A 24,361-nucleotide genomic window follows, 5' to 3' on the forward strand; every position below is an offset into this window, starting at 1 on the left:
CATGCCCGTCGAGGTTGGCGCCGAAGCGCCCGACTTCCTGCTCAAGGACCAGAACAACCAGGAGGTACGGCTCGCCGACTTCCGTGGCCGCAAGACCGTGCTGCTCGTCTTCTACCCGCTCGCGTTCACCGGCGTCTGCCAGGGCGAGCTGTCCGAGGTGCGGGACAACCTCGACGAGTACGCCAACGACGACGTCCAGGTGCTGACCGTCAGCGTCGACTCCGTGTACGCCCACAAGATCTGGGCCGAGCAGGAGGGCTTCCAGTTCCCGCTGCTCGCCGACTTCTGGCCGCACGGCGCGGTCGCCCAGGCGTACGGCGTCTTCAACGACGTCGCGGGCATCGCCAACCGGGGCACCTTCGTCATCGACAAGGCCGGCGTGGTCCGCTTCGCGGAGATGAACATGCCCGGCGAGGCGCGCGATCAGCAGGGCTGGCGCAAGGCGCTGGCCGAGGCCGCCGCTGCCTGAGTCCCACACCCAGGTACGTCGTTCGACCGGGCCGGAGGCGGGCAGGTAAGCTGGCCGCTCCGGCCCGCCGTACGGGCGTTCCGGGCGCGTAGCTCAGTGGGAGAGCACTCGCCTTACAAGCGAGGGGTCGCAGGTTCGAAACCTGCCGCGCCCACCTTTCACATCAGCGGGAACCGTCCCGAGAAGATCACTCCCCGGGGCGGTGACTCGACGGGCTCCACGTGTTAGATCCGTTGCCATTGATGCCGGGACCAGGGCGGCTGGGGTCCGGGAGAATGAGCCTGTGGCCTCTGACCAGGAAGCGCTTCCGCGCCTGCGGGAATGCCCTACCGGGCCGGCGCTGCATTACGCTGCCAGGCCACACCTCGCAGGACCGCTACCTCCCCCGAGCGGTTGCCGCAGACGTAACCCTCGCCTGCACTGCTCCTCGGAGGTGAGACGTGGCTACCGTGGACCCGGGTTTGCGGCCAGAGATGGTGCAACGAGAAGGCCGGGAAGCTTTCGAGCGGCTTCGCACGTACTCCATAATCGCTGTTCAGGCGGGTGTGGCCGCTGGATTGTCCTGGTTCATCGCCAGCGACGTGCTGCACAATCCACAGGCGTTGTTCGCCCCAGCCGCCTCGATCGGCACGGTCGCAGCAGCCCTCGGCAATCGGATCAGGCGAGCGGCGGAACTCATCGCCGGGGTGATCCTCGGGGTGGCGGCCGGGCAGTTGATCATCTTCGCCATCGGGACGGGGCCGATACAGATCGCCGTGATCGTGGCATTCGCGATCTCGTCGGTAGCCGTGATTCGCGGGGGCGGCGCCGTGATGGTGCACGCAGGAAGCACCGCGGTGCTGCTGGGGACGCTGACTGCGCAGCAATCCCACCTGGCTGTGGCGCGGACGGTCAACGCGTTGATCGGGGGCGCGACGGCCATCGCCGTGGCGTTGCTGATCCTGCCGGCCAACCCTGTGCGCGTCGTGCACCGCTCTGCCGGTCCGTCGCTGGATGTTTTCGCCCGTGCTCTCACGGCTGTCGCCGAGGCGTTGGATCGGCGTGAGGTTCAACAGGCCGACGACGCCTTGCAGCGCCTGATCGCGGTAGAGCAGGAAAGAGACAAGACGATCGAGATGGTCGCCGCGGCGGGGGAGATCGCGCTTCTCTCACCCTGGCGGTGGCGACGATTGGGCATCCTGCGCCGGTATCAGCGCGCCTCCGAGCACCTCCAATCCGCCTACTCCAACAGCCGCGAATTGGCGCACTGGGTCGTATCGGCGGTACGGCTGCGTGAACCCGTACCCGCCGGCCTCTCAGCGTCGATCGAGCACCTCGGCCAAGCGGTGCGGCTGCTGCATCGCGATTTCGTCGCCGGCCGAGAGCCCGACCTTGCACGCGCGCGGGCGCAACAGGCCATCGAGGAGGTCAACCAGGCCTGCGCCGAAGAGATCGGATTCTGCGAGATGGTCCTCATTTCCCGGCTGCGCCTTGCCATCAGCGACGTGCTTCAAGCGTCCGGACTGCCAAAGGCAGAGGCAAATCAGCAGGCGGGGTTGGCCGCCGACTCGAGCTGATTCAACAACAGGTGTTCTTGCCGCGTTGCGGAAGCCGCAGCCGCGACTAGCGGCGGACGACACGGGAGAGCAAGCGACAGCTCGCAGCTCCGAACCGGCCGCACCCGCCGCTCACGCCAGCCAAACCGCCGGTGCGGTGACAGCACGAGTAGCCCGTTGACGACCTGCAATGAGGTCAGGCGCTCCAGCCACCGACGCCACCGCTGCCGGTGTTGCCGCCGTCCGTCCGGTTCCGATGGTCGTCGAGCCTGCGGCGGGCCTCGGCGGATGCCTGGAGGTCACGCACCTGGCCGCCGTCGACTGGTGTCTTCCGGCTATGGCGCCACAGTGCGACCGCAGCGACGGCCGCCGCGATGATGATCAGAACGCTGAGCCAGCGCACTTCGACCTCCCTGGGTGAGATGCCTGCCCCCACTGTGAGGCAGCCGGTCAAGGCTGGTTCCAGGGCGCCTCGACAACGAATGAGCCGCCGGAGATCAGGCTCGGAGCCGTACCCTCCGGGGCTGTGGAACTGGACGATGCATCGTGGGGCAGGGCACTGGTCCTCGTTCGAGAACTGCGCGACCCCGCCATTTCTGACGTCGATGGGTTCGGGGCGACCGACCTGCGCCCTGTTGACCTTCATGCGAGGATCTGAGGTGTGATTCTCTACCGAAGGGGCAGTGCCTCGTAGGCAGCCGCAGCCCCGATCACTTCGCCGCCGCGTGCGCATCACGCGAAGCCCGTGGGCCCGTTATCGGGATGTTCCTGGACTCTCCGGTCCCGCGAACGCTGCCATCCGTCTGGTGGAAGGGCGGCGGTGGCTCCCGGGCACGGTGGCCGCCGCCGTCAGGATCTGGGGCGCGCATGCGTACGGCAGCCGGCTTCGGTGGAAGCCGTGGGAAGCGGAGTTCGCCTGTTCCTGCTGTGGCGAAGCCTGGGCACGACTGCGCTTGGAAGAGGCAATCGTCTCGCTGCCAAGCCATGCCAGCCGAGAGCTTCGAGCCGTTGTCGACCGCCTGGACGACGCTCTGTTGAGGCGTACCCATCACGATCCTCAAACGCCCGGTCACGACCCCTGGTGGCTGCGCCGCTGTTGATCAAGCGGAAACGCTCTTACTACGTCGTTTTCGTCGGGTGGAACCGCCGGTAGATGGCAGGTAGGAACAGCAGAATCAGGACGACGATCGCTGCTCCCACGAGTAACGGTGGCCCCAGCGAGTCAGCGAGGCGGATCCCGCTCGGTGCCGAGGTGTGCTGAGGCGCGTTCGGGTTGTCAGGGCTTCCGGCGAACGAGCCCCGATTTGCGATGAACGCCTGGCCGCAGCAGAGGGCCATTGGAATGGTCAGGATGCAGGTCATCGTATGTGCCCACGCTCTGCCTCGCACGAGACCCACCAGCGACAGGAGCAGGCCGGCCATAGCGAGACCGGACAGGACCACCGTCAGCCGGCCGACGACCTCGGCCCTCAGGTCGGCAAGCCCGTTCCGGTTCGCTGCCTCCTCCGGCGACACGTGGTACACGACGTCCCAGTGCGTGAGGTCATAGAGGACTGTTACGGCGTTGAGCGTCAACCCGAGCACCAGTAGGCCGACCGCGACGGCCGGTGCGAACAGCGGCCATCGAGACGTCGACCCTCGCCGGCGGTTGGCCCTCTTGATGATCACTCGGCGGACCATACACAAGCTGATCTGGCGTCAGGGGCACATCGCTCTTGGGGTGACAGCAACGCCGATAGCAAGAGGCCCGGCGAGCGGCGGATGGCTGGAGATCAGGCTTGGAGCCGTACCCTTCGGGCTGCGGATCCTGCGCTGCCCGGACGTCATCACCCTGATGTTCTTCAACCAGCCCGAGTTGACGGACGAGGAGGTGATAGATGGTCGTGCAGGAACGACCGCGCCGCCTCCTTCATGGCCGCCACCGCCTCCTCCGTCCGATCCGGCGCTGCGCCGCAATCGGCGTACAGGTGCAGGAAGCGGTAGCCCACCTCGCGCAGCTTTTCCGAGGGAAAGTAGGACGACTGCCAGTAGATCTCGTGCGCCAGGTCCTCGGGATCGCCCTCTCCGTCGATGATGCTCGCCGCTGCCGCCCGCATGAGGTGCAGCCGGGCGCCGCTCTCGTCCGGGACCGGCGAGCCGAGTTCCTCCATCGCCTGCCGGAACAGGTCGACGGCTTCCCGGGACTGGCCCTTCGACAGACCGGCGAGCTCACGCAGGCTCGGCGAGTCGACACCACGGGCCAGAGCATGCGCGGCTGCCATCGCCAGGTCGTCGCCGACCGGCTCGTCCATCGCCAGCCGGACGGCAAGGTCGCGCAGTCGCTCCATCCCCGAGAGGCTAGGCGGTACGCGGGGCCGTGTCCGCCCATGGGGACGCGATTGCGCGACGGGTCAGCGAATGCCCGCGTCGTGGAGCCGCCGGGTGGCACCCGGATCGATGGTGGTCCGCACGAGCGAACCGGGCGCGTCTGAGGATCCGGTACTGAACGCGGTCACCACCAGCACGACGACCAGCACCGGCATCAACAGCGTCCGGACCAGCATGGCCCAGCACGCCTTGAGGCCGATCCGGCCGCCGTCCCGGGCTCGTACGAGTTGGGTGCCGGTGAGCAGCGCGCCGAGCGCCCGGCCGTTGCCGTAGCAGAGGCCGTAGAGCAGCGGCACCACCACGAGCAACGAGAGGCTCGCCCCGGCGGCGAGGTTGTCGGACAGGGTGACCGCGCGGTCCACCAGGGCCAGGGCGACGACGCCCGCCCCGACACCGAACAGGAACACCGTGAAGTCGACGAGCCAGGCCATGATCTGTGCCCCGGTGCCGGCCCGGACGTACAGGCCGCCGTTGCCGAACGTCGCGATCCGCTTCGCCTTGCGAGGACCGAGTACGTGCTCCGCCTGCGCCTGGGCGGCTTCCAGTCGGGTCAGTGGGTGGCCCGTGGCGCGGATTGTCACAGCGCTCTCCTGTTGTGTCGGGGGCACCGGGCGTTTCGCTGGATCCGGACGCCGTGCCGTGTTGAACCCCGAGTGCAGAGTAGTCGGCGCCAGAACAAGGCCACGGCGCTATGTCGCTGAGGTGTTGTACCGGTCCAGCGTCGCCTTCGAGGTCGACGCGTCGCGGAAGACAAGCTCCCACGGGCCGGTGTTCACATCCATGTCCTTGCCGAACCCGACCCACTTCCCGGCCAACCGTCGGCCCGGCGGCTCGGCCAGAAGCTGGATCGCTCCGTGATAGTGGGCACCCCGGTAGTAGCCGGCCGGGTCGGTCTGCTCCACCCAGGTGCCGGTGACAACGGCACCGTCCACGGTCAGGTCCAGCGACAGAGACGAGGACGCCGATCCGGGCAGGCTGCGCGCGGTCAGCCTGTCACCGTGCTGCAGCAGGACGACGAAGTGTTGTCCGGCGAAGGACTCCTCCCGGCCGCTGGAGTAGTACTGGTAGCGGCTGAGCCACACGCCCTCGTACGACCTGTGCGCCGTGCTGGGCTCGGCAGCCGGCGTCGGCGTGGCCAGGTTCGACACGGGTGAGGCCAGGTCGTGGCCACCCTGTTGGTCGTCGGCCACGTGCCCACCGGGCACCGCGGCGAAGCCGAGCAGTGAGATGGGCAGGCCGGTGACGACCTCCAGCGCGCGTGCGAAGTCGTCCTGGCTCATGCGCATCCCGTCATGGAGGGCGCCCAGGGCCGTGTCGGGAGCGGCCATGAGCGACACGATAGCGCTGTGTCGCAGTGGTGTCACCGTTGGTGCGTGGCTCGTAGGTCATCGACGAGCGGCGTTTCGGGGTACGGTCGACAGAATGGCGGCCGGGTGAGTTCGCCGGGCCTCTTGAGCTTGGAGCTGGGCTATGGCTTCCTCCGTCGATCCGCGCTTCGGGGCAGCTCTGCGCGAGTTTCGGGAGCGGCGTGGTCTGTCGCTTCGGTCCCTCGGGCAGCTCGCCCATCGAAGCAAGAGCCATCTGCACGAGCTGGAAGCAGGGCTCAAGGCTCCGACTGTCGACACGGCGCGCCACTTGGACCGGATTCTCGACGCCGGAGGTGTGCTTGCTCGGCTGGTCGATGCGCCGATCGACCATGCGGCCGAGGCGGGCGAGTTGCGGGCGAGGGTTGCCGCCAGTGATGTCAGCGGTGAGGTGCTCGAACGGATCGAGCAGGGCGTCGACGACCTCGCCACCTCCTATCCGACTATGGCGCCGGCGGATCTGTTGCCGCTGGTGCGGCGACATCTGGCCTATGTGGTGCGGCTGCTGGACGGACGGGTCACGCTTGCTCAGCAGCGTCGGCTGTTGGTTGCGGGCGGTTGGTTGGCGGTGCTGCGGGCCACCGTTCACATCGACCTGCGGCAGCGCGGTGCGGCGGCTGCCCATCTGCGTGCTGCTCGTGAGCTTGCCGAACACGCCGAGCATGCGGAGATCCAGGCGTGGTGTCTGGAGACCCGGGCCTGGGACGTGTTGACGCAAGGTGACTACCGGACGGCACTCGATCTGTCTCATCAAGCACAGCGGGTCGCGCCGAAAGGCAGCTCGGCCAGGATTCAGGCGACTGCCCAGGAAGCTCGCGCGTGGGCGCGGATCGGTGATGTGGCCGCCACCCGGCGAGCGCTGGAGCGGGTGGAGCGGTTGACGGCGAATCTGCCCGTTCCGGAACGGGCCGAGCATCACTACCGCTACGATCCCGCGAAGGCCGCCGCCTATATGGCCACGACGTTGGCGTGGGCCGGTGACCCGGCTGCCGAGCAGGTGGCGCGGGCGGTACTGACCGATCTGGACCCGCACGGTGATGGGGGAGCGCGTCCTCGCCGTTCCGCGTCGGCGCGTCTCGACCTCGGACTTGCCCTGGTCGCCGCCGACCAGCCGGATGAGGCGGTTGCGCTCGGGGCGCAGGCGGTGGCGTCCGGGCGGGTGGTGCCGTCGAACTGGTGGCGAGCCGCGGAACTGCTCGCGAAGGTGGAGCAGTCGGGCGTGCCGGAGGCCGCGATGTTGCGTGACCTGTGCGTCGAGTACGCCCCCACCCGCCGATCGACAGCGGACAGCACACCTGGTTAGCGGACAGTCACCTCCTGGATCGTGGACGCGCTCGGCGTGACGCTGGATCTCCACCGGGCGCGGATAGGCACATCAGCAGGTGTCCTCCGTGCCCTCACCACGGAGGGCCGGACAGATGACGGTGACCATTGGGCTCCTGCGACGGCTCGTCGGTCGGTACCTTCCGCCGTCGACGGTGTCCGGCTTCGGCGAGCGCATCCAGGCGATGGAGCAGGAGATCGCCAGACGTCGTTTGCTGGACCAGGCGCGAGGCGGGCAACGGTCCCCGGACGGCGACGCCTCGCGGGAGCGCCGCGTCTCGTACGACGCTTACCTGTCCGCCGCCGCGTTGACGTTCGCCCGGCGGCATCGGCCGGTGTGGTGCTGGCGGCGGTGGAGACGGGTCTGCCGGTGCGGAGCCGACCTGCCCTGTCATTCGCGGCATCGGCTTCCGATCAATCGTGGTCACTGGCCACAGGCGAGCGACAAGTGATCGCCGGGCCGGAGGAGATGATCCTCGCGGTACACGTGCGGGGACTCGACGGCATGTGTGCCGGGTGCCGGGCGTGGTGGGCACGGCTCACGCCGTACCCGTGCTGGCAGGCGGAATGGGCGACGAGTCGGCAGGCGCGGGCGATCACCGCGCGGTTCCTGGAGGGTGCGCGCACTCGCAGGCGTGAGCTGCGGGCGGAGTACGCCGGCGCGCCGGTGTCACTGGCTCTGTATCTCGGCGCCTACCTCGTGCAAGCCTCCGAGGACATGCCCTGGGCGCCTGCCGGCGCGCTGCACCGCCGCTTCGTCGGGTGGACCCGGGAGGCGGGTCCGCAGGGGCGGTGACTGCTCAGAGTCGTCGCTCCCGCAGCCGCCGCCGGAACCGCATCCACTCGGCCGGTACGACGAGGCAGCCCGCCACCGCGGGCGGCACGGTCACCAGGAAGTCCGGCCACCGCCAGATCGGCGCGTCCGCTTCCCGCAGGTGGGTGGGGTGCCGGGGGTCGTACCGGACCGCTATCACGTCGCCCGCGGCCGGCCGGTGCACCGGGTTCTCCAGGATCGCCGTCGTGCCCACCGGCCCCGACAGGTAGACGACGTTCAGGGACTTGCCGCGCCCTTCGTAGTTGGCGCGCACCACCTGGGCGTCGCCGATCCGGCCCCTGGTCTCCAGCATGCGGTTCTCCCACACCTGCCACCCGGCGAAGGTCAGGAACAGCGCGGTGAACAGGGACGTGACGAGCAGCCAGAGACCGGCTGTCAGCACGGTCGCCCCCTCGCCCCGTAGCAGGCCGAGGACGACCTCCTCGTAGCGCGAGGGGCGGCTGACGGGGCCGGCGCCCGCTCCGTCGACAGACATCCCGCCGCTCCTTCGCCGACTGCCCCGGACATCCACGGTAGCCAGCGCGCCCAGCCCGGGGTATAGGTGACGAGAAGTTGATATGACTGAGAGGCATAAATATACCTCTCAGTCATATCGCTCGAAGCACTCAGTCTTCCGGCCGGGCATCACCCTCCGTGACAGAACGGCCTGGCGCCGCCGGGGCGGTGAGCGACAGCGTGGGCCACGCCGCCAGGTCGTGGAGCATCTGCCGGTCGTGGGTGGCGACGACCACCGCGGCCCTCGTCGTCAGCAGGGCGGCGGTGAGGTCGTCGACCAGCGGCGCCGACAGGTGGTTGGTGGGTTCGTCGAGGATCAGCAGGTCGGGACGTTCGGCCAGGCGCAGCGCCAGGTTCAGCCGCCGTTGCTGTCCGTGCGACATCCGGCCGACGGGGGTACGCCGGGCCTCGGCGTCGAGCAGGTTCGTCGCGCTCAGCGGCAGGGCCGTGCCGGAGCCGACGCGCCCGGCGGAGCGCAACCGGCCCACGTGCTGCTCGTACAGGTCGTGGGCGAGCAGCGCCGGTGGCCAGTCGGGCACCTCCTGACCGAGGTACGCGACGCGCGCGCCGGACAGGTGCCGGACCTCCCCGGTCGACGGCGTGAGGTCACCGGCCAGCGCGGAGAGCAGCGTCGACTTGCCCGCGCCGTTGGGTCCGGTCACCAGCAGGCGGTCCCCGCCGTCGAGCGTGAGCGTGACCGGGGTACGCAGGCGCCCGGCCACCGTCACGTCGTGGCAGCGCAGGGTCGGCAGTCCGGGACGGGTGTCCAGCGGTGGCCAGCGCAGCGGCTGCGGTGGCTCCGGCACGGTGACGCGGTGCGCGTCGAGCGCCTCCTGCCGGCGGCGCAGCGCCTGGACCAGTCCGGGCGCGCGGGACTGGCGCTGGTGCTTGCCGTGTCCCTTCTCCGGCCGCCAGCCGGTGCTGAGGCGGTCCCGCGCCTCCCGTACCCCGTCGGCCAGCCGCTGGTGCTCGGCCTGCTGCGCCTCGTGGTCGCGTACCCAGTGCGCGAAGTCGCGGCGGCGCCCGTCCTGCCAGGCGGCGTAGTCCCCGGCGTAGCGGCGCGGGCGCCCGTCCGCGCTGGGGTCGAGGTCCAGGAACTCCGTGGCGACGTCCCGCAGCAGGGCGCGGTCGTGGGTCACCAGCACGACGCCGCCCGGGTGGTCGCGTAGCCTGGCGGTGAGGAAGGCCAGGCTGTCCGCGTCGAGGTGGTTGGTCGGCTCGTCCAGCATCAGCAGGTCCACCCGCGCTCCCAGCAGGCATGCCAGCCGGACCCGGTAGCGCTGGCCGACGGACAGCGTGGCCAGTTCCCGGTCCCGGTCCGGGCAGGCGTCGAGGCCGGCCAGCGCCACGTCGACGATCCGCTGCGCGTCCCAGGCGTCCAGCCGGGTCGCCGCGTCCAGGGCGGCGGCGTACGCGTCGTCCGCGCCCGCCCGGCCCTCGGTGAGCGCGATCGCGGCCTCGTCGAACGCCCGCAGCGCGCGTTCGGACTCCCGGATCGCCTCCCGGACGAGCGTGCCCACGGTCTCGCCGTGGCGCGACTCCAGGTTCTGCCGGGCGACGCCGATCGTGCCCAGCCGTTCCACCACGCCCTGGTCGGGAGCGATGAGGCCGGCCAGCACGTGCAGCAGCGTGGTCTTGCCGCGGCCGTTCTCGCCGACGACCGCCAGGCGGGAACCGGCGGAGACGGTCACGCTGACGTCGGACAGCACGACCCGGCCGCCGAGTACGACGCGGACGCCGTCGGCCCGCACGTGCGCCCGGTGCCCGGCGGGCAGCGAACCGCCCGAGGTGGATGGGAAGGAAGGAATGTTGTCGAGGTTGTGCACAGTCCGCTCTTCGGCTCGTCGTGGAGCCGGGCAGCGCGAGGACACCGCCCGGCGGGAACGCCGGGACGGCGGAGCAGAGCTGGTACGTCAGAAGAAGCCGGTCACCCTGCCGCCGTCAGCGGAGGGACCAGGGCTTCATGACAGCGGCGAAGAACCTCATGCGGTAAACAGTACCCGGCTCCGGGCCGGAGATCACCGGAGTTACCGGCGGAGGCGGGCGGAGGCCTCGGCGTCGAGCAGGTCGTTCACCGCCAGCGCCGAGTTGATCAGGGCGAGGTGGCTGAACGCCTGCGGATAGTTGCCGATCTGCTCACCGGTGGAGGCGATCTCCTCGGCGTAGAGCCCGAGGTGGTTGCTGAAGGTGAACATCTTCTCCAGGGTGAGCCGGGCGTCGTCCAGCCGGCCGGAGCGGGCCAGCGCCTCGACGTACCAGAACGTGCACATGTTGAACGTGCCCTCGTGACCGGGGAGCCCGTCGGGGGAGTGGACCGGGTCGTACCGGTGGACCAGGCTGTCCGAGACCAGGTCCCGCTCGATCGACTCGAGGGTGGACAGCCACAGCGGGTCGGTGGGCGTGACGAAGCCGACCGCCGGCATGTAGAGCAGGGCGGCGTCGAGCACGTTCTCGTCGTACGCCTGCACGAAGCTGCCGCGTTCCCGGTGGAAACCGCGGGCCATGACCTGGTTGTAGATCCGGTTGCGTTGTTCGGTCCAGCAGTGCATGTCGCCGGGCCGGCCGGTGCGGGTGGCCAGCCGGATGGCGCGGTCCAGCGCCACCCACGACATCACCCGGCCGAACGTGTAGTTGCGGGGGTGGTGGCGGCTCTCCCAGATGCCGGCGTCGCGCTGGTCCCAGTTGTGGCAGAGCCAGTCGATCAGCCGCACGGTGCTCTTCCACACCTGGTGCGACACCCGGATGCCCTGCTCGTCGGCGAGGTGCATGGCGTAGAGCGCCTCGCCGTGGATGTCGAGCTGGAGCTGGTCGGCGGCGCCGTTGCCGATCCGCACCGGACGGGAGCCGCGGTAGCCCTCCAGGTGGTCGAGCACCTCCTCGTGCAGGTCCGAGGACCCGTCCACCCGGTACATGATCTTCAGTGGGTCCTGGTGGTCGCCGGCCTCGCGGATGCGCTCGTCCAGCCAGTCCATGTACCGGCTGACCTCCTCGGTGAACCCGAGGCCGAGCAGCGCGTGCACGGAGAACGAGGTGTCGCGTACCCAGGTGTAGCGGTAGTCCCAGTTGCGGGAGCCGCCGACCAGCTCGGGCAGCGCGGCGGTCGGCGCGGCGATCATCGCGCCGGTCGGCGCGTACGTCATGAGCTTGAGCGTGATGGCCGAGCGCTCGACCATCTCCCGCCAGCGCCCGGTGTAGCGGGAGCGCTCGACCCAGCGCCGCCAGTAGTCCCGGGTCCACTCGAACATGCCCTGGACCTCTTCCGGCGGGATGATCCTGGGCTCGTCGATGCCGGTCTCCAGGACCACCCCGCCGGTGTCGCCCTCCTGCAACGTGCCGTAGGCGATCAGGTCGCCGTCCTCCATGCGGATCTCGCCGGTCTTGGCCCAGAGCTGCCGCACCGGATCGATCGGGTTGAACGCGAGCGTCGCCGACCGGCTCCGGAACAGGTAGCCGTTGCGGTGTCGCTCCAGCTCATGGCTCTCCCGGGCGAAGTCGAAGCGCGGCCGGCACTCCACCCGGAACCGCATGCTGCCGCGCACCATGTTGACCATGCGCACGATGCGGTGCGAGTCGGTGACCCGCTCGCCGGTCACCGGCATGAAGTCCATCACCTCGGCGACGCCGTCCGCGCTGATGAACCGGGTGATCAGGATTGGCGTGCCGGGGAGGTAGAGCTGCTTCGTGACGTACCGGACGTCGTGCGGGGCGATCTGGAAGAAGCCGCCCTTGTCCTTGTCCAGCAACGCGCAGAAGACGCTGGGCGAGTCGAAGCGCGGCGCGCAGAACCAGTCGATCGTCCCGTCACAGGTCACCAGCGCTGCGGTCTGGAGGTCGCCGATGAGCCCGTGATCCTCGATCGCCGGATAGCTCTTCACGTCGCCCCCCAGGTTCCGACTGCCCTCTCCGACTCAACCTAGGGGAAGAATTGTCAGGTTAGAGGGGATTCGTGGTCACCCACCCTCGCGCGTCACGCCGCGCCTCGACCGCCCGGCGGGTCTCCTCGTTCACCAGTTCCGCGTTGATCATCGCCGCGGTCCGGGCACCAGCCGCGGCAGCGGCCCCGACCTGCGCCGACAGGTCGGTCACGTTGCCCGCGACCCACACCCCGGGCACCTCGGTACGCCCCGACTCGTCGGCCGGCAGGTACTCGCCCATCCCGCTGGGGTGCGGTTGCGGGCGCAGGCCCAGTCCGGCCAGGAACCCGGTGCGCGCGACCATCCGGGGCGCGACGGTCAGCACCTCCCGGTCGACGGTGCGGCCGTCGCGCAGGCGTACCCCGGTCACCCGGTCCCCGGCCGTCTCGACGGCCGCGACCTCGCCCTCGACCACCGGCACGCCGCGGGCGGCGAGCTGCTCGGCCTGCTCGTCGCCCGGCGGCGGCGCGGTGTGCCGCAGGTAGACCACGTCGTCGCTCCACTGCCGGAACAGCAGCGTCTGGTGCACCGACATCGGGCCGCTGCCGATCACCCCGATCGGCCGGTCCCGCACCTCCCAGCCGTGGCAGTACGGGCAGTGCACCAGGTCCCGGCCCCAGCGCTCGCGCAGGCCCGGCACCTCGGGCAGCTCGTCGACCAGGCCGGTGGCGACCAGCACATGACCGGCGCGTACCCGCCGGCCGTCGGCGAGCGTCACCTCGAAGCCGTCGCCGTCGCGGCGTACCGCCTCGACCCGGCCCTCGGCCAGGTGCCCGCCGTAGCCGCGGACCTCGTCCCGGCCGCGCGCCAGCAGTTCGGCCGGCGGTACGCCGTCGTGGCCCAGCAGCGCGTGCACGCCGTCGGCGGGCGCGTTGCGCGGTTCGCCGCCGTCCACCACGAGCACCGACCGGCGTGCCCGGGCCAGCATCAGCGCGCCGCTCAGCCCGGCCGCGCCGCCGCCGATCACCAGTACCTCGTAGTTCTCGGTCATCGTGACCACCTCCGCGACCAGACTGCGGCGGGGAAGCGCAGAACCGCAAACTCTCTTGCTGATGTGGCAAACTGGGGGCATGGATGTCGACCTCGACCAGGCCCTCGACGCGGTCGGTCCCCGGCTGCGCGCGCTGCGGCGTGAGCGGGAGACCACGCTCACCGATCTCTCCGCCGCCACCGGCATCTCGGTGAGCACGCTGTCCCGGCTGGAGTCCGGCGGCCGCAAGCCCACCCTCGAACTGCTGCTCCCGCTCGCCCGCGCGCACGGCGTGACGCTGGACGAGCTGGTCGGCGCCCCGCCCACCGGCGACCCGCGCGTCCACCTGCGGCCGGTCGCCGCGTTCGGGATGACCATGCTGCCGCTCACCCGCCGCGCCGGCGGCATCCAGGCGTACAAGCTGATCATCCCGGCCGGCGGCCGGTCCGAGCCCGAGCCGAAGACCCACGAGGGGTACGAGTGGGTGTACGTGCTCAACGGGCGGCTGCGGCTCGTGCTCGGCGAGCACGACCTGGTGATGGTCCCCGGTGAGGCGGCCGAGTTCGACACCCGCGTACCGCACTGGTTCGGGCGTGCCGACAGCGAGGGGGTGGAGTTCCTCAGCCTCTTCGGCAGCCAGGGCGAACGCGCCCACCTGCGGGCCCGCCCCCGCGCGTCGAGCTGAGCGGCGACGGCAAACACGCCCGCGGCGGCATCGGCGGCGCGACGATCGGCGGGTGAGCTATGCGGAGGTCGGCGGACTGCGGATCTGGTACGAGGAGCACGGGGCCGGCAAGCCGTTGGTCCTGCTGCACGGCGAGTACGGCTCGACGGAGACGTTCGCGCCGGTCCGCCCGGCGCTGGCCACGCGCCGGCGGCTGATCGCCGTCGACCTGCAGGGCCACGGCCGCACCGCCGACGTGGACCGGCCGCTGCGGTACGAGTCGATGGCCGACGACGTCGCCGGGCTGCTGCGTCACCTCGGCCTGCCCCGGGCCGACGTGCTCGGCTACTCCCTCGGCGGCGGGGTGGCCCTGCGTACCGCGATCCAGCACCCCGACCTGGTCCGGCGCCTGGTGCTGGTCTCCACGCCGTTCCGGCGGCGCGGCTGGTACCCGGAGACGCTCGCCGCGATGTCCGCCCACGACGAGCGCGTCGCGCAACGGATGCGCGGCACCCCGCTCCACGAGCGGTACGCGCGGGTGGCGCCCCGCCCGCAGGACTGGCAGGCGCTCTGGGCCCGCGGCGGCGAGCTGCTGCGGCGGGACTACGACTGGTCCGCCGAGGTGGCCGCGCTGCCGATGCCGGTGCTGCTGGTCTTCGCCGACGCGGACGAGATCCCGGTGAGCCACGCGGCGGAGTTCTTCGGCCTGCTCGGCGGCGGCCACCGGGACGCGGGCGGCGACGGAACCGGCCGCCCCGCGTCCCGGCTAGCGGTGCTGCCCGGGCTGACCCACTACGACGTGCTGACCTCGCCCGCGCTGCCGGCGGCGGTGCTGCCGTTCCTCACCCATCCGGCGCGCGCCCCGGGCTGACTCAGCCCACCAGCGCCGGGGTGTCCGCGCCCGCCGTCGTGCGCGGGCGCAGCAGCGCGTACGCGAGCCCGACGGCGACCACGAGCAGCCCGGCGCCGATCGCGAACGCCAGGTGGAACCCACTGGTCAGCGCGGCGGCCCGGTCGTCGCCGAGCGCGACCCGGTCCGCGGTACGGGCGGCGGCCAGCGTGGACAGCACCGCTACGCCGAACGCCATGCCGAGCTGCTGGGTGGTGTTGAACAGCCCGGAGGCGAGACCGGCGTCGTCGGGGCGGGCGGCGGACATGCCGAGCGCGGTCAGCGCCGGCAGCACCAGCCCGAACCCGCCGGCGAGCAGCATCACCGGGAGCACGTCGGGCAGGTAGCGGCCGTCCACCGGTACGCGGGCCAGCAGCACGAACATGGCGACGAGCAGGACGAGCCCGGCCAGCAGCACCGCCCGCTCGCCGAACCGGGCGTTGAGCCGGGCGGAGACGCCCAGCGACACCGCGCCGATGACGACTGCCGCCGGGAGCAGGGCCAGCCCGGTGCCTGTGGCGTCGTAGCCGAGCACCTGCTGGAGGTAGAGCGTGACGAGCACCTGGAACGCGAACGTCGACGCCACGGTGAGGATCTGGACCACGTTCGCCACCGCCACGCCGCGCGAGCGCAGGATCCGCAGCGGCATGAGCGGGCGGCGTGCGGTCGCCTGCCGGACGACGAACCCGGCGACCAGCGCGACGGCGAGCGCGCCGAGGCCGAGCGTACGCGCCGACGTCGCCCCGTACCGCTCGATAGTGACCACCGTGTAGATGCCGAGCACCAGTCCGGCGGTGACCAGCAGCGCGCCCGCCACGTCGGCCCCGGCGGCCAGGCCGAGGCCCCGGTCGGCGGGCACCTTACGGACCGCGATCGCGATCGTGGCCAGGCCGATCGGCAGGTTGATCAGGAAGATCCAGTGCCAGCCCAGCGCGTCGGTGAGCAGGCCGCCGGCGACCTGGCCGATGGCCGCCCCGGCCGCGCCGGTGAAGGCGAACACGGCGATCGCCCGGCCCCGCTCGGCGGCGTCGGGAAAGAGCGTGACCAGGATGCCGAGGCTCACCGCGACCGCCGCCGCGCTGCCGACACCCTGGAGGAAGCGGGCCGCGACGAGCGTGGCGCTGTTCGCCGCCACCCCGGCCAGCACCGAGGCGGCGGTGAACAGCGCGGTGCCGCCGAGGAACATCGCCCGGCGTCCGACCAGGTCGCCCAGGCGGCCGGCGAGCAGGAGCAGGCTGCCGAACGCGATCAGGTACGCGTTCACCACCCAGCTCAGGCCGGCCGGGGAGAAGCGCAGGTCGCGCTGGATGGCCGGCATCGCCACGGTGACGATGCTGCCGTCGAGGATGGTCATCAGGGCGCTGGTGGCGAGCACGCCGAGGGCGAGCCGCAGCGAGCGGGGAGCGGACATGGAGTCCTCCTGTCGAGAGGTGCGACAGGAAAGACCGTAACGGATAGTTCCGTTACAGACAATCTATTGAGGGACTATTGGCGAGCTCGGCGGGCCGGCTTCGGGCTCTGCACCGGCGTGGCCAAATGGCCGGCGGCCAGGCGTTCCAGCGCGCGCAGGAAGACCGCCCGCTCGTCCGCCGGCAGGCTCGCCAGCGCCTCGGCGTGCACCCGGTCGACGATCTCCTGGCTGCGCGCGGCCACCCGGGCGCCCTCCTCGGTGACCGCGATGATCCGGGCCCGCCGGTCGGTACGCGACGGACGCCGCACCGCCAGCCCGGCCTGCTCCAGCGCGTCCACCGTCACCACCATCGTCGTCTTGTCCATGTCGCCCATCTCGGCGAGCTGGATCTGCGTACGCTCCTCGGGCAGCGCGTGCGCGAGCACGCAGTGCATCCGCGCGGTCAGCCCGATCTCGGCCAGGGCCGCCGCCACCCGGGTGCGCAGCACATGACTGGTGTGGTCGAGCAGGTACGACAGGTCCGGGGTGCTCATCCGCCCAGCGTACCGATGGGTTCGTGGCGGATGATCCGGCGCGGACCCGGTCGGACCGCGGATACGATCTTGTGAGATGTCGTCGGCAGGAGAGGTTCGGTGCGGTGAGCGACGTGCACGGCAGGCAAGTGATGGTGGGTTACGACGGGTCTCCGGCCGCGAGCGCCGCCATCGAGGCGGGCGCGTTGCTGTTCCCCGGCGCGCACGCATGGATCGGGCATCTGTGGACGCCTCCGTTCGCCAGCGAGGAACTGCGCAAGCGGCTCTGGACCGGCAAGCGCAACATCAACGCGTTCGTGGAGGCGATCGAGCGCGAGGGCGGCCGGGAAGCCGACCGGCTCACCTCCGTCGGCGTGATGCTGGCCCGCGCCGCCGGCTGGGACGCCGAGCCGCTCGTGTGCCGCAGCTACGGCGGTGAGGGGCTCCGGCTCGCCGAGCTGGCCGACGAGAAGCAGACCGACGTGCTGCTGCTCGGCTCGCGCGGGCTGGGCGGCGCCCGGGCCGTGCTCGGCAGCGTCTCGGACATGGCCGTGCACTACAGCCCGCGGCCCGTCCTGGTGGTGCCGCACCCGCTGCTCACCGACGAGCACGACGCGCTCGCCGCCGGCCCGGTGGTGGTCGGCTGGGACGCCTCCACCGGGGCCGAGGCGGCGCTCGACGCCACCCGGCGCCTCTTCCCCGAGCGGGACGTCGTCCTGGTCGCCGTCGACGGCGACGAGGGGGAGACGCCCACCCCGGAGACGGCCGGCGGATCGGTCACCGTCGTGCGGGTCAGCGCCGGACGCGGCGCCCCGGGACGCGCGGTGGCCGAGGCGCTCTCCGCAGTCGCCACCGAGCACAAGGCGAGCGCGGTGGTGGTCGGCTCGCGCGGACGCACGGCGATGCGCAAGATCCTGCTCGGCAGCGTCGCCATGGCCACCCTGCACCGCGCCCACCGGCCGGTGATGGTGGTGCCGCAGAGCCCGGTCCGCGAAGCGGAGTAACCCGGCGGCGCACGGGTGCCTCCCCGGCCGGGGAGGCACCCGCTCCTTCACCGGCGCTCGCCGGGTACGCGGCCACCGGCGGGCGCTGGCACCCGTCGATGCGCGGCAACTATTCTCGGGTCACAAGCCAGTCGCCGTCTGACGGAGTGGTCGATGCGGAAGGGCCTGGTCGCGGACCGGCATGCGCAGGGGGACGGCCGCAGAGCCAACCTCGGCGCGCTGCTCCGGCGCGTCCACCTGACCGGCCCGGTCACCCGCGTCGAGCTGGCCGAGTGGATGGGCGTCAACCGCAGCACGGTCATGGCGCTCACCGCGGAACTGGCGTCGGCCGGTCTGGTCCGGGAGGTGGCGGCCGGCGGCAGCGGACGGGCGGGACGACCCTCGCTTGTGGTCCGCCCGGCCTCGGACACCTTCTACGTCCTCGCCTTCGACATCGCCGTGGACCGGCTCGTGGCCGCCCGCGTCGGGCTCGGCGGCGTGGTGTCGGCCCGTCTGGAGGCGGAACGGCCACGGGCCGGGGCCGACCTCGACTCGGTGGTCTCGGTGCTCGCCGACTTCGGGCGGGCGCTGCACCATGCCGCGCCGGCCGGATCGGTGTGCGTGGGCGTCGGCGCGTCGTACTGCGGGATGATCCGGCCCGGCGACGGCATGGTCCGCTTCGGACCGGACATGGGCTGGGTCGACCAGGCGGTCGGCGCCGAGCTGGCCCGGCGGCTCGACCTGGGCCTGCCGGTCCTGGTCGGCAACGAGGCGCACCTGGGCGCGCTGGCCGAGCACCAGCGGGGCGCCGGAGTCGGCGTGCAGAACGTCGTCTACCTGCACGGTGACGTGGGCGTCGGCGGCGGGATCATCGTCGGCGGTGAGCTGCTCGACGGCGACGGCGGGTACGCCTCCGAGGTCGGGCACATGCTCGTGAACCCGTACCAGGGGAGGCCCTGCGGCTGCGGCTCGCGCGGGTGCCTGGAGGCCGAGGTCGGTGAGCGGGCGCTGCTCGACGCCGCCGGCCGCCCGGCGGGGGAGAAGGGCCGCGAGGCGGTACGGGCCGTGGTGGCCGCCGCGTCGCGGGGCGAGCCGGCCGCCCGGGACGCGCTGCGGCACATCGGTGACTGGCTGGGCATCGGCGTGGCGAACGTGATCAATCTGTTCAACCCCGGCGTGGTGATCTTCGGGGGCACGCTCAGCGAGGTCTTTCCGGTCTGCGCCGACCACGTCCGCAGCCGGATCGCCGCCAACGTGCTGCCCATCTCCCGCGACAAGGCCCGCCTGCGGGTGTCCGCGCTCGGCTACGACGCCACCTTGATCGGCGCCGCCGAACGGGGCTTCACCCCGTTGTTCGCCGACCCCTTCGGCACCCTCACCCGCGCCTCGGTGCTTCGCTGATCTTGGAGTTGTGGCGCCTGGGATGTCGCTTTGGTGAGCCTTGTGAGGCGCCACAACTCCAAGATCGACGGCGGCACTCCGCGCGGGGCGGTCAGGAGGTCAGGCGGTGGGTCAGCCAAGGGAGGAGAGCCTCGCCCTGTTGGCGCTGGAACGCTCGGACCGTGGGGATGCCGGGTGGGGGTGGCTGGCGGGCGCCGTCCAGGAAGAAGCCGGTGAGGCCGGCAAGCACGCCGGTCAGGTCGGCCGGGTCCACATCGGCGGTCAGTGCCCGGGCGGCGAGCAGCGCGTCCGGGTCGTGTCCGCCGTACACCTGGACGTTGACGACGGTGAACAGGGTGTCCAGCCAGGCCGGCCCGCGACAGGCCCACGGCCAGTCGACCACGGTGACCGATCTGTCCGGGCCGAGCAGCAGGTTGTCGGCGCGGACGTCGCCGTGGCAGAGCGTGTCGCCGGCGAGCGCGGCCAGGCCCCGGTCGGCGGCGGCGCACAGCTCGGGCAGGTGGGACCGGGCCCACGGGTCGAGGTCGGCCGGCGGGTCGGCGGCGAGGCGCCGCCAGCCGCCGAAGTCGTACGCGAGGTGTTCGGCGGCGGTGGTGGTTCCGGCGGCGGCGGGCGCCGGGGTGAGCGTCGCCGCCATCGCCTCCAGCGTGGACAGCACGGCGGCCAGCTCACCGGTACGCCACGGCGTGGCCGGGTGCCGGCCCTCGACGTCGGTGAAGACGAGCGCGATCCAGTGGCCGTCGTCGTAGCTGCCGAGCAGCCGGGGCGCGGGCGCGTCCGGGGGCAGGGCGGCGGCGATCCGGGCCTCGGCGCGGTGCAGGTGGGGACTGCGGTCGTTCTGCGCCGGGCTGACCGCCTTGACGAAGGCCCGGCCACCACCTGCGGTACGGACGCGGTCGGCGGTGCCGGGGGAGAAGCCGCCCGGCTGCGAGTGCGCCGCCACCACCCGGTCGCCGAGGACGCCCTCGACGCCGTCGCGTACGTGCCCGGGCAGTTCGTGCCAGTGCAGCCGAGTCTTCGTCACCGTTCCACGGTGCGTGCCGCCCGCCGTCCGGGGCAACCGGGTTACTCGTTGCGCGTGTAGTGCAGGACGACCACGCCGGCGTCGAACGGGCGCGCCGAGGTGAGCGTGAGCCGGCGCGGATCGAAGCCGCTGTCGACGAGCTTGATGCCGCTGCCGACGACCACCGGGTTGAGCTTGACCACCAGCTCGTCGATCTCGTCGAGGAGCTGACCGGCGAGCTGCCCGCCGCCGCAGAGCCAGATGTCGCGCCCGGGTTGTGTCTTCAGCTCACGGACGAAGGCCACCGGGTCACCGGCGACGACGTTCACGTCCGGGTAGTCGGCAGGGGGCAGGGAGCGGCTGAACACGTACTGCTCCAGGTGGGCGTACGGGCTCGTCACGCCGATCTTCAGGCCGGGCTCGTAGCTGGCCCGGCCCATCAGCACGGTGTCGAAGCGGCCGGCGGGCGGGGAGTCGATGCCGAGCTGGGCGTGGGCGAACGTGGGCAGCGTCTGGGGCCACTCGGCCACCAGGTGGGGCGCCAGGTCGGGCGTCAGCGGGAGGAAGTCGAACGACCCGTCGGGCGCGGCGATGAAGCCGTCGAGGGTGCTGGCGACGAAATACACGAGCTTGCGCAAACCGGCTCCGATGTCCGAGGTGATCCACGACGGCTGTCGTGGTTCAGTGGCGAATCTACAACACCTGTCGTGGTTGTTGCTACTGTGTTCGCGTGGCCAGGAACCCGGAACGCCGTACCCTGCTCGCCGACGCCGGTCTGCGGGTGCTCGCCGACGCCGGCGCGCGCGGGCTGACCCACCGGGCGGTCGACGCCGAGGCGGGCGTGCCCACCGGCACCACCTCGAACTACTTCCCGTCCCGCGCGGCGCTGCTCGCCGGCCTGGCCGAACGGATCTTCGACCGGATCGAGCCCGACCCGGCCGTGCTGGCCGACCTCGGCCGCCGTGCGCCGTCGCTCGCGCTGATGACCGACTACCTGCGCGACATCGTCGCGCGCACCACCCGCGAGCCGGGCCTCACCCGGGCGCTGTTCGAACTGCGGCTGGATGCCGCCCGCCGCCCCGAGTTGCGGTCCGCGCTCGGCGGCGTGCTGCGCCGGGGGTACGCCGACGACGTCGCCCACCACCTCGCCGCCGGACTACCGGGCGGGGCGTACGAGGTGGCGCTGCTGCACTACGCCGTCGACGGGCTCCTGCTCGACCTGCTCACCACCTCGATCGACGCCGGGTTCGACACCGATCAGGTGGTCTCCGACCTCGTCTCCCGTCTGGTCGGCGACGCCACCGGTTGAGTCTCCTCGCCGTGCGTTAACCCGGGGCGGCCAGCGGGAACGCTGGCGCGGACACCCCTGGGAAGGAGCAACGGATGAGGGAACGCACCGGACTGACCATCGGCGTGCTCGGCTCCTACGGCGGTCGCAACCTCGGCGACGAGGCGATCCTCACGGGTCTCCTGGACGATCTGCGCCGACACGAGCCGAACGCCCGGATCATCGTGTTCTCCCGCAACCCCGCGCACACCGCGCTGGCCCACCCCGAGGTCGAGGCGGTGCCGTGGGAGGGCGTCAGCCGCGTCGACTCGTCCCCGGTGCTCAACCAGCTCGACCTCCTCATCCTCGGCGGCGGCGGGATCCTCTACGACAAGGAGGCCCGGCGCTACCTGCGGGTGGTCCGGGTCGCCCAGGAACGCGGGCTGCCGCTGCTCACGTACGCGGTGGGTGTCGGACCGCTCAGCGACACGCTCGACAGCGGCATGGTGCGCGAGACGCTGGCGCAGGCAGTCGAGGTGACCGTCCGGGACCAGGAGTCGCGGATGGTGCTGGAGGAGGCCGGTCTGATCAATCCCATCACCGTCACCGCCGACCCGGCGTTCCTGCTGGAACCGGAGGAGTTCCCCGAGCAGTGGCTGCGTGAGGAGGGCGTGCCGGCCAACTCCCGGCTGGTCGGGCTGAGCGTGCGCGAGCCGGGCCGGGCGGCCGAACGGCTCGACGTGGACGGCTACCACCGCCTGCTCGCCCAGATCGGTGACTTCCTGGTGCACCGGATCGACGCGCACGTGCTGTTCGTGCCGATGGAACGCGACGACATCCGGCACTCGCACGGCGTGCTGTCGCACATGACCGCCGCCGACCGGGGCCGGATCCTGCACGGCGACTACCGTCCGGCGCAGATCCTCGGGTTGATGCGCCACTTCGACCTCGCGGTCGGCATGCGCCTGCACTTCCTGATCTTCGCGGCCATGATGGGCACGCCGTTCCTGCCGCTGCCGTACGCCGGAAAGGTCTTCGACCTGGCCCAGCGGCTCGGCGTGCCGGCGCTGCGCGGCGTGGAACGGGAGGTCGAGGGCCCGCTGCTGGCCGAGGTGGACCGGCTGTGGGACGAGCGGGCGGCCCGGGCCGACGAGACCGCGCGCCGGGTGGCGGAGGTCTGCGAGCAGGCGCGCGGCACCTCGCAGGTGACCCGCAGCGTGCTGGACAGCATCCGGGCCCGGTCACTGACCCCGGCGGTGTGAGCCGGGTCGTCAGACCGCCGGGCCACGCCAGGCGTAGACCCACTCCCGGCCCGGCTGGGCGTCCGACTCCAGCTCGTAGATCTGCGCCTCCGCGAGCCCGTTGGACCCGAGGTGGTGATGGGTCAGCGGGGGACGGCCGTTGCTGTCCAGCTCGACGGTGACGGTCTCGCCGTCGGCCGCGCCGCCCACCAGGGGGATCTGCACCGTGGAAGCCATGCGCCCATCCTGCCCCGGCCGGCCCGCCCGCGCAGGGGATCACGCGGGGCAGCGAACCGGGCACCGTGCGTACTAGGGTCCCGGGGATGGCGCACCCGACGATCGATCCGACTCTCGGTCCGGTCCTCGCCCGTACGGGCGGCGAACGGGCGATCCTCGACGCGTTCCTCGACTTCCACCGGAGCACCGTGCTGCGCAAGGTGCGCGGCCTGACCGACGCCGACGCCAGCCGGCGTCTGGTGCCCTCGCTGACCACCCTGGCCGGGCTGCTCAAGCACCTGACGGTGGTCGAGGGGAACTGGTTCCGCCGCCTGTTCGCCCCGGAGCCGGGCGACGTCTACCTCACCTCCCAGGCCGACGCCGACGCCAGCTTCGCGCTGCGCCCCGGCGACACGGTCGAGACGCTCGCCGCCGCGTACGAGGCGGCCTGCGACGAATCCCGGCGGGTCGCCGCGCGGTTCGACCTCGATCACGTGGTGCCGCACCCGCAACTCGGCGAGGTGTCGCTGCGCTGGGTGCTGGTGCACCTGATCGAGGAGACCGCCCGGCACGCCGGGCACGCCGACATCCTGCGCGAGCTGACCGACGGCGAGACCGGCGCGATCTGACGCCTCAGGCCCGGGGGAGCAGCCCGTCCGGATACTCCATCCCGTCGTGCGTACAGGCCGCGGCGGCCACCCGGGCGGCGTACCGGGCCGCGTCGAGCACGTCCGCGCCGCGCAGCCGGGCGGCGATCACCCCGGCCGCGAACGCGTCCCCGGCGCCGTTGGTGTCCACCACCGGCCCCGGCGGGGTGGCGGCGGGCACGTGTGCGGGCGGCGCGCCGGGGGTGTGCAGCGTCGCGCCGGCCGCGCCGCCGGTGACCAGCACCGTGCGCGGCGCCAGCTCGGCCGCCTCCTTCGCGGCCCGCTCGCCGAGCCGGGTGTCGCTGACGAAGACCAGGTCCGCGATCCGGGCGAACGGACGGTGGTAGTCGTTCTCGCCGTCCCAGTCGTGCAGGTCGGTGGAGACCGACGTGGCGGCGCGCAGCACCGGCAGCGAGTCCCGGGCCCAATCCATGATCGACAGGTGGACGTGGGTCGCCTCGGCCACGAGCGCGGCCAGCTCCGCGTCGGCGAACGGCGCCGGCCCCGACCACGGGCGCGGGTCGTGCAGCGACATCCGCCGCCCGGCCGGGTCGACCAGGTTCACCGAGCGGCGGGTGCCGGCCGGCGCGTCCGCGAGCGTGGACCGCACCGAGGTACGCGCCAGCGCCGCCCGCACCACGTCACCTGCCGGGTCGGCGCCCAGCACGTCGACGAGCGCCACCCGCAGGCCGAGCGCGTGCGCGGCCAGCGCCACCCCGGCGCCGGTGTTGCCGATCCGCATGTCGATCGGCGGCACCAGCAGCGAGTCGGCGACGGGCGGCGGCAGCGCGGGCACCTGGACGCGGACGTCCACACCGAGCCCGCCGAGCACGAGAAGGTCGACCATGGCGCCGA

26 protein-coding genes, 1 tRNA gene and 1 pseudogene are annotated in these 24,361 nt (G+C 71.9%); 13 read left to right on the plus strand and 15 right to left on the minus strand.

Annotated elements, in window-relative coordinates:
- The first annotated feature begins 1 nt into the window (after position 1).
- The 3 genes from BAW75_RS07385 to BAW75_RS07395 all read left to right on the plus strand — a co-directional run bounded on the left by BAW75_RS07385 (position 2) and on the right by BAW75_RS07395 (position 2,025).
- A complete protein-coding gene (locus tag BAW75_RS07385) occupies positions 2–469 on the plus strand; it encodes a peroxiredoxin (protein ID WP_043329219.1) in 468 nt (155 codons plus the stop codon).
- An 82-nt stretch (positions 470–551) separates the two neighbouring features.
- A tRNA-Val gene (locus tag BAW75_RS07390) sits at positions 552–623 on the plus strand.
- A 286-nt stretch (positions 624–909) separates the two neighbouring features.
- Complete coding sequence (locus BAW75_RS07395) at positions 910–2,025, plus strand: FUSC family protein (protein ID WP_223201351.1); 1,116 nt, start codon at positions 910–912, stop codon at positions 2,023–2,025.
- Between the two features lie 175 nt (positions 2,026–2,200).
- Here BAW75_RS07395 and BAW75_RS32250 read toward each other — a convergent pair whose 3' ends face one another.
- From BAW75_RS32250 to BAW75_RS07420, 5 genes are all read right to left on the minus strand, one after another.
- Complete coding sequence (locus BAW75_RS32250) at positions 2,201–2,650, minus strand: hypothetical protein (protein ID WP_139135459.1); 450 nt, start codon at positions 2,648–2,650, stop codon at positions 2,201–2,203.
- Between the two features lie 473 nt (positions 2,651–3,123).
- On the minus strand, positions 3,124–3,672 hold the full coding sequence (locus BAW75_RS07405; protein WP_139135458.1) for a hypothetical protein: 549 nt from the start codon (positions 3,670–3,672) through the stop codon (positions 3,124–3,126).
- A 173-nt stretch (positions 3,673–3,845) separates the two neighbouring features.
- Positions 3,846–4,331, minus strand: a complete 486-nt coding sequence (locus tag BAW75_RS07410; protein WP_091421339.1) for a hypothetical protein — start codon at positions 4,329–4,331, stop codon at positions 3,846–3,848.
- A gap of 63 nt (positions 4,332–4,394) precedes the next feature.
- On the minus strand, positions 4,395–4,952 hold the full coding sequence (locus tag BAW75_RS07415; RefSeq protein ID WP_225980410.1) for a hypothetical protein: 558 nt from the start codon (positions 4,950–4,952) through the stop codon (positions 4,395–4,397).
- A gap of 108 nt (positions 4,953–5,060) precedes the next feature.
- Positions 5,061–5,708 (minus strand): XRE family transcriptional regulator, encoded by a 648-nt coding sequence (locus BAW75_RS07420; protein WP_370013350.1) that lies wholly within the window; start codon positions 5,706–5,708, stop codon positions 5,061–5,063.
- A 133-nt stretch (positions 5,709–5,841) separates the two neighbouring features.
- On the opposite strand from BAW75_RS07420, the gene BAW75_RS07425 reads away from it, so the two are divergent.
- The 3 genes and pseudogenes from BAW75_RS07425 to BAW75_RS32785 all read left to right on the plus strand — a co-directional run bounded on the left by BAW75_RS07425 (position 5,842) and on the right by BAW75_RS32785 (position 7,854).
- Positions 5,842–7,038 (plus strand): helix-turn-helix domain-containing protein, encoded by a 1,197-nt coding sequence (locus BAW75_RS07425; protein ID WP_091421336.1) that lies wholly within the window; start codon positions 5,842–5,844, stop codon positions 7,036–7,038.
- Positions 7,039–7,305: 267 nt separating this feature from the next.
- A pseudogene (locus BAW75_RS33295) lies at positions 7,306–7,683 on the plus strand (hypothetical protein); the annotation flags it as partial.
- Positions 7,669–7,854 (plus strand): hypothetical protein, encoded by a 186-nt coding sequence (locus tag BAW75_RS32785; RefSeq protein WP_222949147.1) that lies wholly within the window; start codon positions 7,669–7,671, stop codon positions 7,852–7,854. The pseudogene BAW75_RS33295 and the gene BAW75_RS32785, both read left to right, overlap by 15 nt.
- Positions 7,855–7,858: 4 nt before the next feature.
- Here BAW75_RS32785 and BAW75_RS07440 read toward each other — a convergent pair whose 3' ends face one another.
- The 4 genes from BAW75_RS07440 to BAW75_RS07455 form a co-directional block, all read right to left on the minus strand.
- Positions 7,859–8,368, minus strand: a complete 510-nt coding sequence (locus tag BAW75_RS07440; protein WP_104113041.1) for a DUF3592 domain-containing protein — start codon at positions 8,366–8,368, stop codon at positions 7,859–7,861.
- Between the two features lie 130 nt (positions 8,369–8,498).
- Positions 8,499–10,214, minus strand: a complete 1,716-nt coding sequence (locus tag BAW75_RS07445; RefSeq protein WP_244206029.1) for an ATP-binding cassette domain-containing protein — start codon at positions 10,212–10,214, stop codon at positions 8,499–8,501.
- A 201-nt stretch (positions 10,215–10,415) separates the two neighbouring features.
- The gene (locus tag BAW75_RS07450; protein WP_043329230.1) at positions 10,416–12,263 is read right to left on the minus strand and encodes a glycoside hydrolase family 15 protein; all 1,848 of its coding nucleotides are present in this window, start codon (positions 12,261–12,263) and stop codon (positions 10,416–10,418) included.
- Between the two features lie 58 nt (positions 12,264–12,321).
- Positions 12,322–13,293 carry an NAD(P)/FAD-dependent oxidoreductase gene (locus BAW75_RS07455; RefSeq protein ID WP_104113042.1) on the minus strand — a complete coding sequence of 324 codons (972 nt, stop codon included), beginning with the start codon at positions 13,291–13,293 and terminating at the stop codon, positions 12,322–12,324.
- A 79-nt stretch (positions 13,294–13,372) separates the two neighbouring features.
- Between BAW75_RS07455 and BAW75_RS07460 the strand changes: the two genes are divergently transcribed.
- Positions 13,373–13,957: a helix-turn-helix domain-containing protein gene (locus BAW75_RS07460; protein WP_064448246.1), complete on the plus strand. Its 585-nt coding sequence runs from the start codon at positions 13,373–13,375 to the stop codon at positions 13,955–13,957.
- 52 nt (positions 13,958–14,009) lie between these two features.
- Positions 14,010–14,807 carry an alpha/beta fold hydrolase gene (locus tag BAW75_RS07465; RefSeq protein WP_104113043.1) on the plus strand — a complete coding sequence of 266 codons (798 nt, stop codon included), beginning with the start codon at positions 14,010–14,012 and terminating at the stop codon, positions 14,805–14,807.
- Position 14,808: 1 nt separating this feature from the next.
- On the opposite strand, the gene BAW75_RS07470 is transcribed toward BAW75_RS07465, so the two are convergent.
- On the minus strand, positions 14,809–16,236 hold the full coding sequence (locus BAW75_RS07470) for an MFS transporter (RefSeq protein ID WP_104113044.1): 1,428 nt from the start codon (positions 16,234–16,236) through the stop codon (positions 14,809–14,811).
- A gap of 74 nt (positions 16,237–16,310) precedes the next feature.
- Positions 16,311–16,769, minus strand: a complete 459-nt coding sequence (locus tag BAW75_RS07475; RefSeq protein WP_043329234.1) for a MarR family winged helix-turn-helix transcriptional regulator — start codon at positions 16,767–16,769, stop codon at positions 16,311–16,313.
- Positions 16,770–16,900: 131 nt separating this feature from the next.
- Here BAW75_RS07475 and BAW75_RS07480 point away from each other — a divergent pair, with 131 nt between their 5' ends.
- Both BAW75_RS07480 and BAW75_RS07485 read left to right on the plus strand, forming a co-directional pair.
- Positions 16,901–17,752: a universal stress protein gene (locus BAW75_RS07480; protein ID WP_420914989.1), complete on the plus strand. Its 852-nt coding sequence runs from the start codon at positions 16,901–16,903 to the stop codon at positions 17,750–17,752.
- Positions 17,753–17,905: 153 nt separating this feature from the next.
- Positions 17,906–19,132: an ROK family transcriptional regulator gene (locus tag BAW75_RS07485; protein WP_104113046.1), complete on the plus strand. Its 1,227-nt coding sequence runs from the start codon at positions 17,906–17,908 to the stop codon at positions 19,130–19,132.
- A gap of 91 nt (positions 19,133–19,223) precedes the next feature.
- On the opposite strand, the gene BAW75_RS07490 is transcribed toward BAW75_RS07485, so the two are convergent.
- Together BAW75_RS07490 and BAW75_RS07495 are read right to left on the minus strand one after the other, a co-directional pair.
- Positions 19,224–20,156: a phosphotransferase gene (locus tag BAW75_RS07490; RefSeq protein WP_104113047.1), complete on the minus strand. Its 933-nt coding sequence runs from the start codon at positions 20,154–20,156 to the stop codon at positions 19,224–19,226.
- A gap of 41 nt (positions 20,157–20,197) precedes the next feature.
- Entirely contained in the window at positions 20,198–20,773 is a 576-nt protein-coding gene (locus BAW75_RS07495; RefSeq protein ID WP_104113048.1) for a dihydrofolate reductase family protein, read from the minus strand.
- Positions 20,774–20,865: 92 nt separating this feature from the next.
- Between BAW75_RS07495 and BAW75_RS07500 the strand changes: the two genes are divergently transcribed.
- A complete protein-coding gene (locus tag BAW75_RS07500) occupies positions 20,866–21,444 on the plus strand; it encodes a TetR/AcrR family transcriptional regulator (RefSeq protein WP_104113049.1) in 579 nt (192 codons plus the stop codon).
- A 74-nt stretch (positions 21,445–21,518) separates the two neighbouring features.
- Positions 21,519–22,664, plus strand: a complete 1,146-nt coding sequence (locus BAW75_RS07505) for a polysaccharide pyruvyl transferase family protein (RefSeq protein ID WP_064448255.1) — start codon at positions 21,519–21,521, stop codon at positions 22,662–22,664.
- Between the two features lie 9 nt (positions 22,665–22,673).
- On the opposite strand, the gene BAW75_RS07510 is transcribed toward BAW75_RS07505, so the two are convergent.
- On the minus strand, positions 22,674–22,880 hold the full coding sequence (locus tag BAW75_RS07510; RefSeq protein WP_064448256.1) for a hypothetical protein: 207 nt from the start codon (positions 22,878–22,880) through the stop codon (positions 22,674–22,676).
- Positions 22,881–22,966: 86 nt separating this feature from the next.
- Here BAW75_RS07510 and BAW75_RS07515 point away from each other — a divergent pair, with 86 nt between their 5' ends.
- On the plus strand, positions 22,967–23,488 hold the full coding sequence (locus BAW75_RS07515) for a DinB family protein (RefSeq protein WP_104113050.1): 522 nt from the start codon (positions 22,967–22,969) through the stop codon (positions 23,486–23,488).
- Positions 23,489–23,492: 4 nt separating this feature from the next.
- Here the strand turns inward: BAW75_RS07515 and BAW75_RS07520 are convergent, their stop codons facing one another.
- Positions 23,493–24,353 carry a carbohydrate kinase family protein gene (locus tag BAW75_RS07520; RefSeq protein WP_104113051.1) on the minus strand — a complete coding sequence of 287 codons (861 nt, stop codon included), beginning with the start codon at positions 24,351–24,353 and terminating at the stop codon, positions 23,493–23,495.
- Positions 24,354–24,361 lie beyond the last annotated feature (8 nt).

It is taken from the genome of Micromonospora chalcea, assembly GCF_002926165.1.
Taxonomy (GTDB): Bacteria; Actinomycetota; Actinomycetes; order Mycobacteriales; family Micromonosporaceae; genus Micromonospora; species Micromonospora chalcea.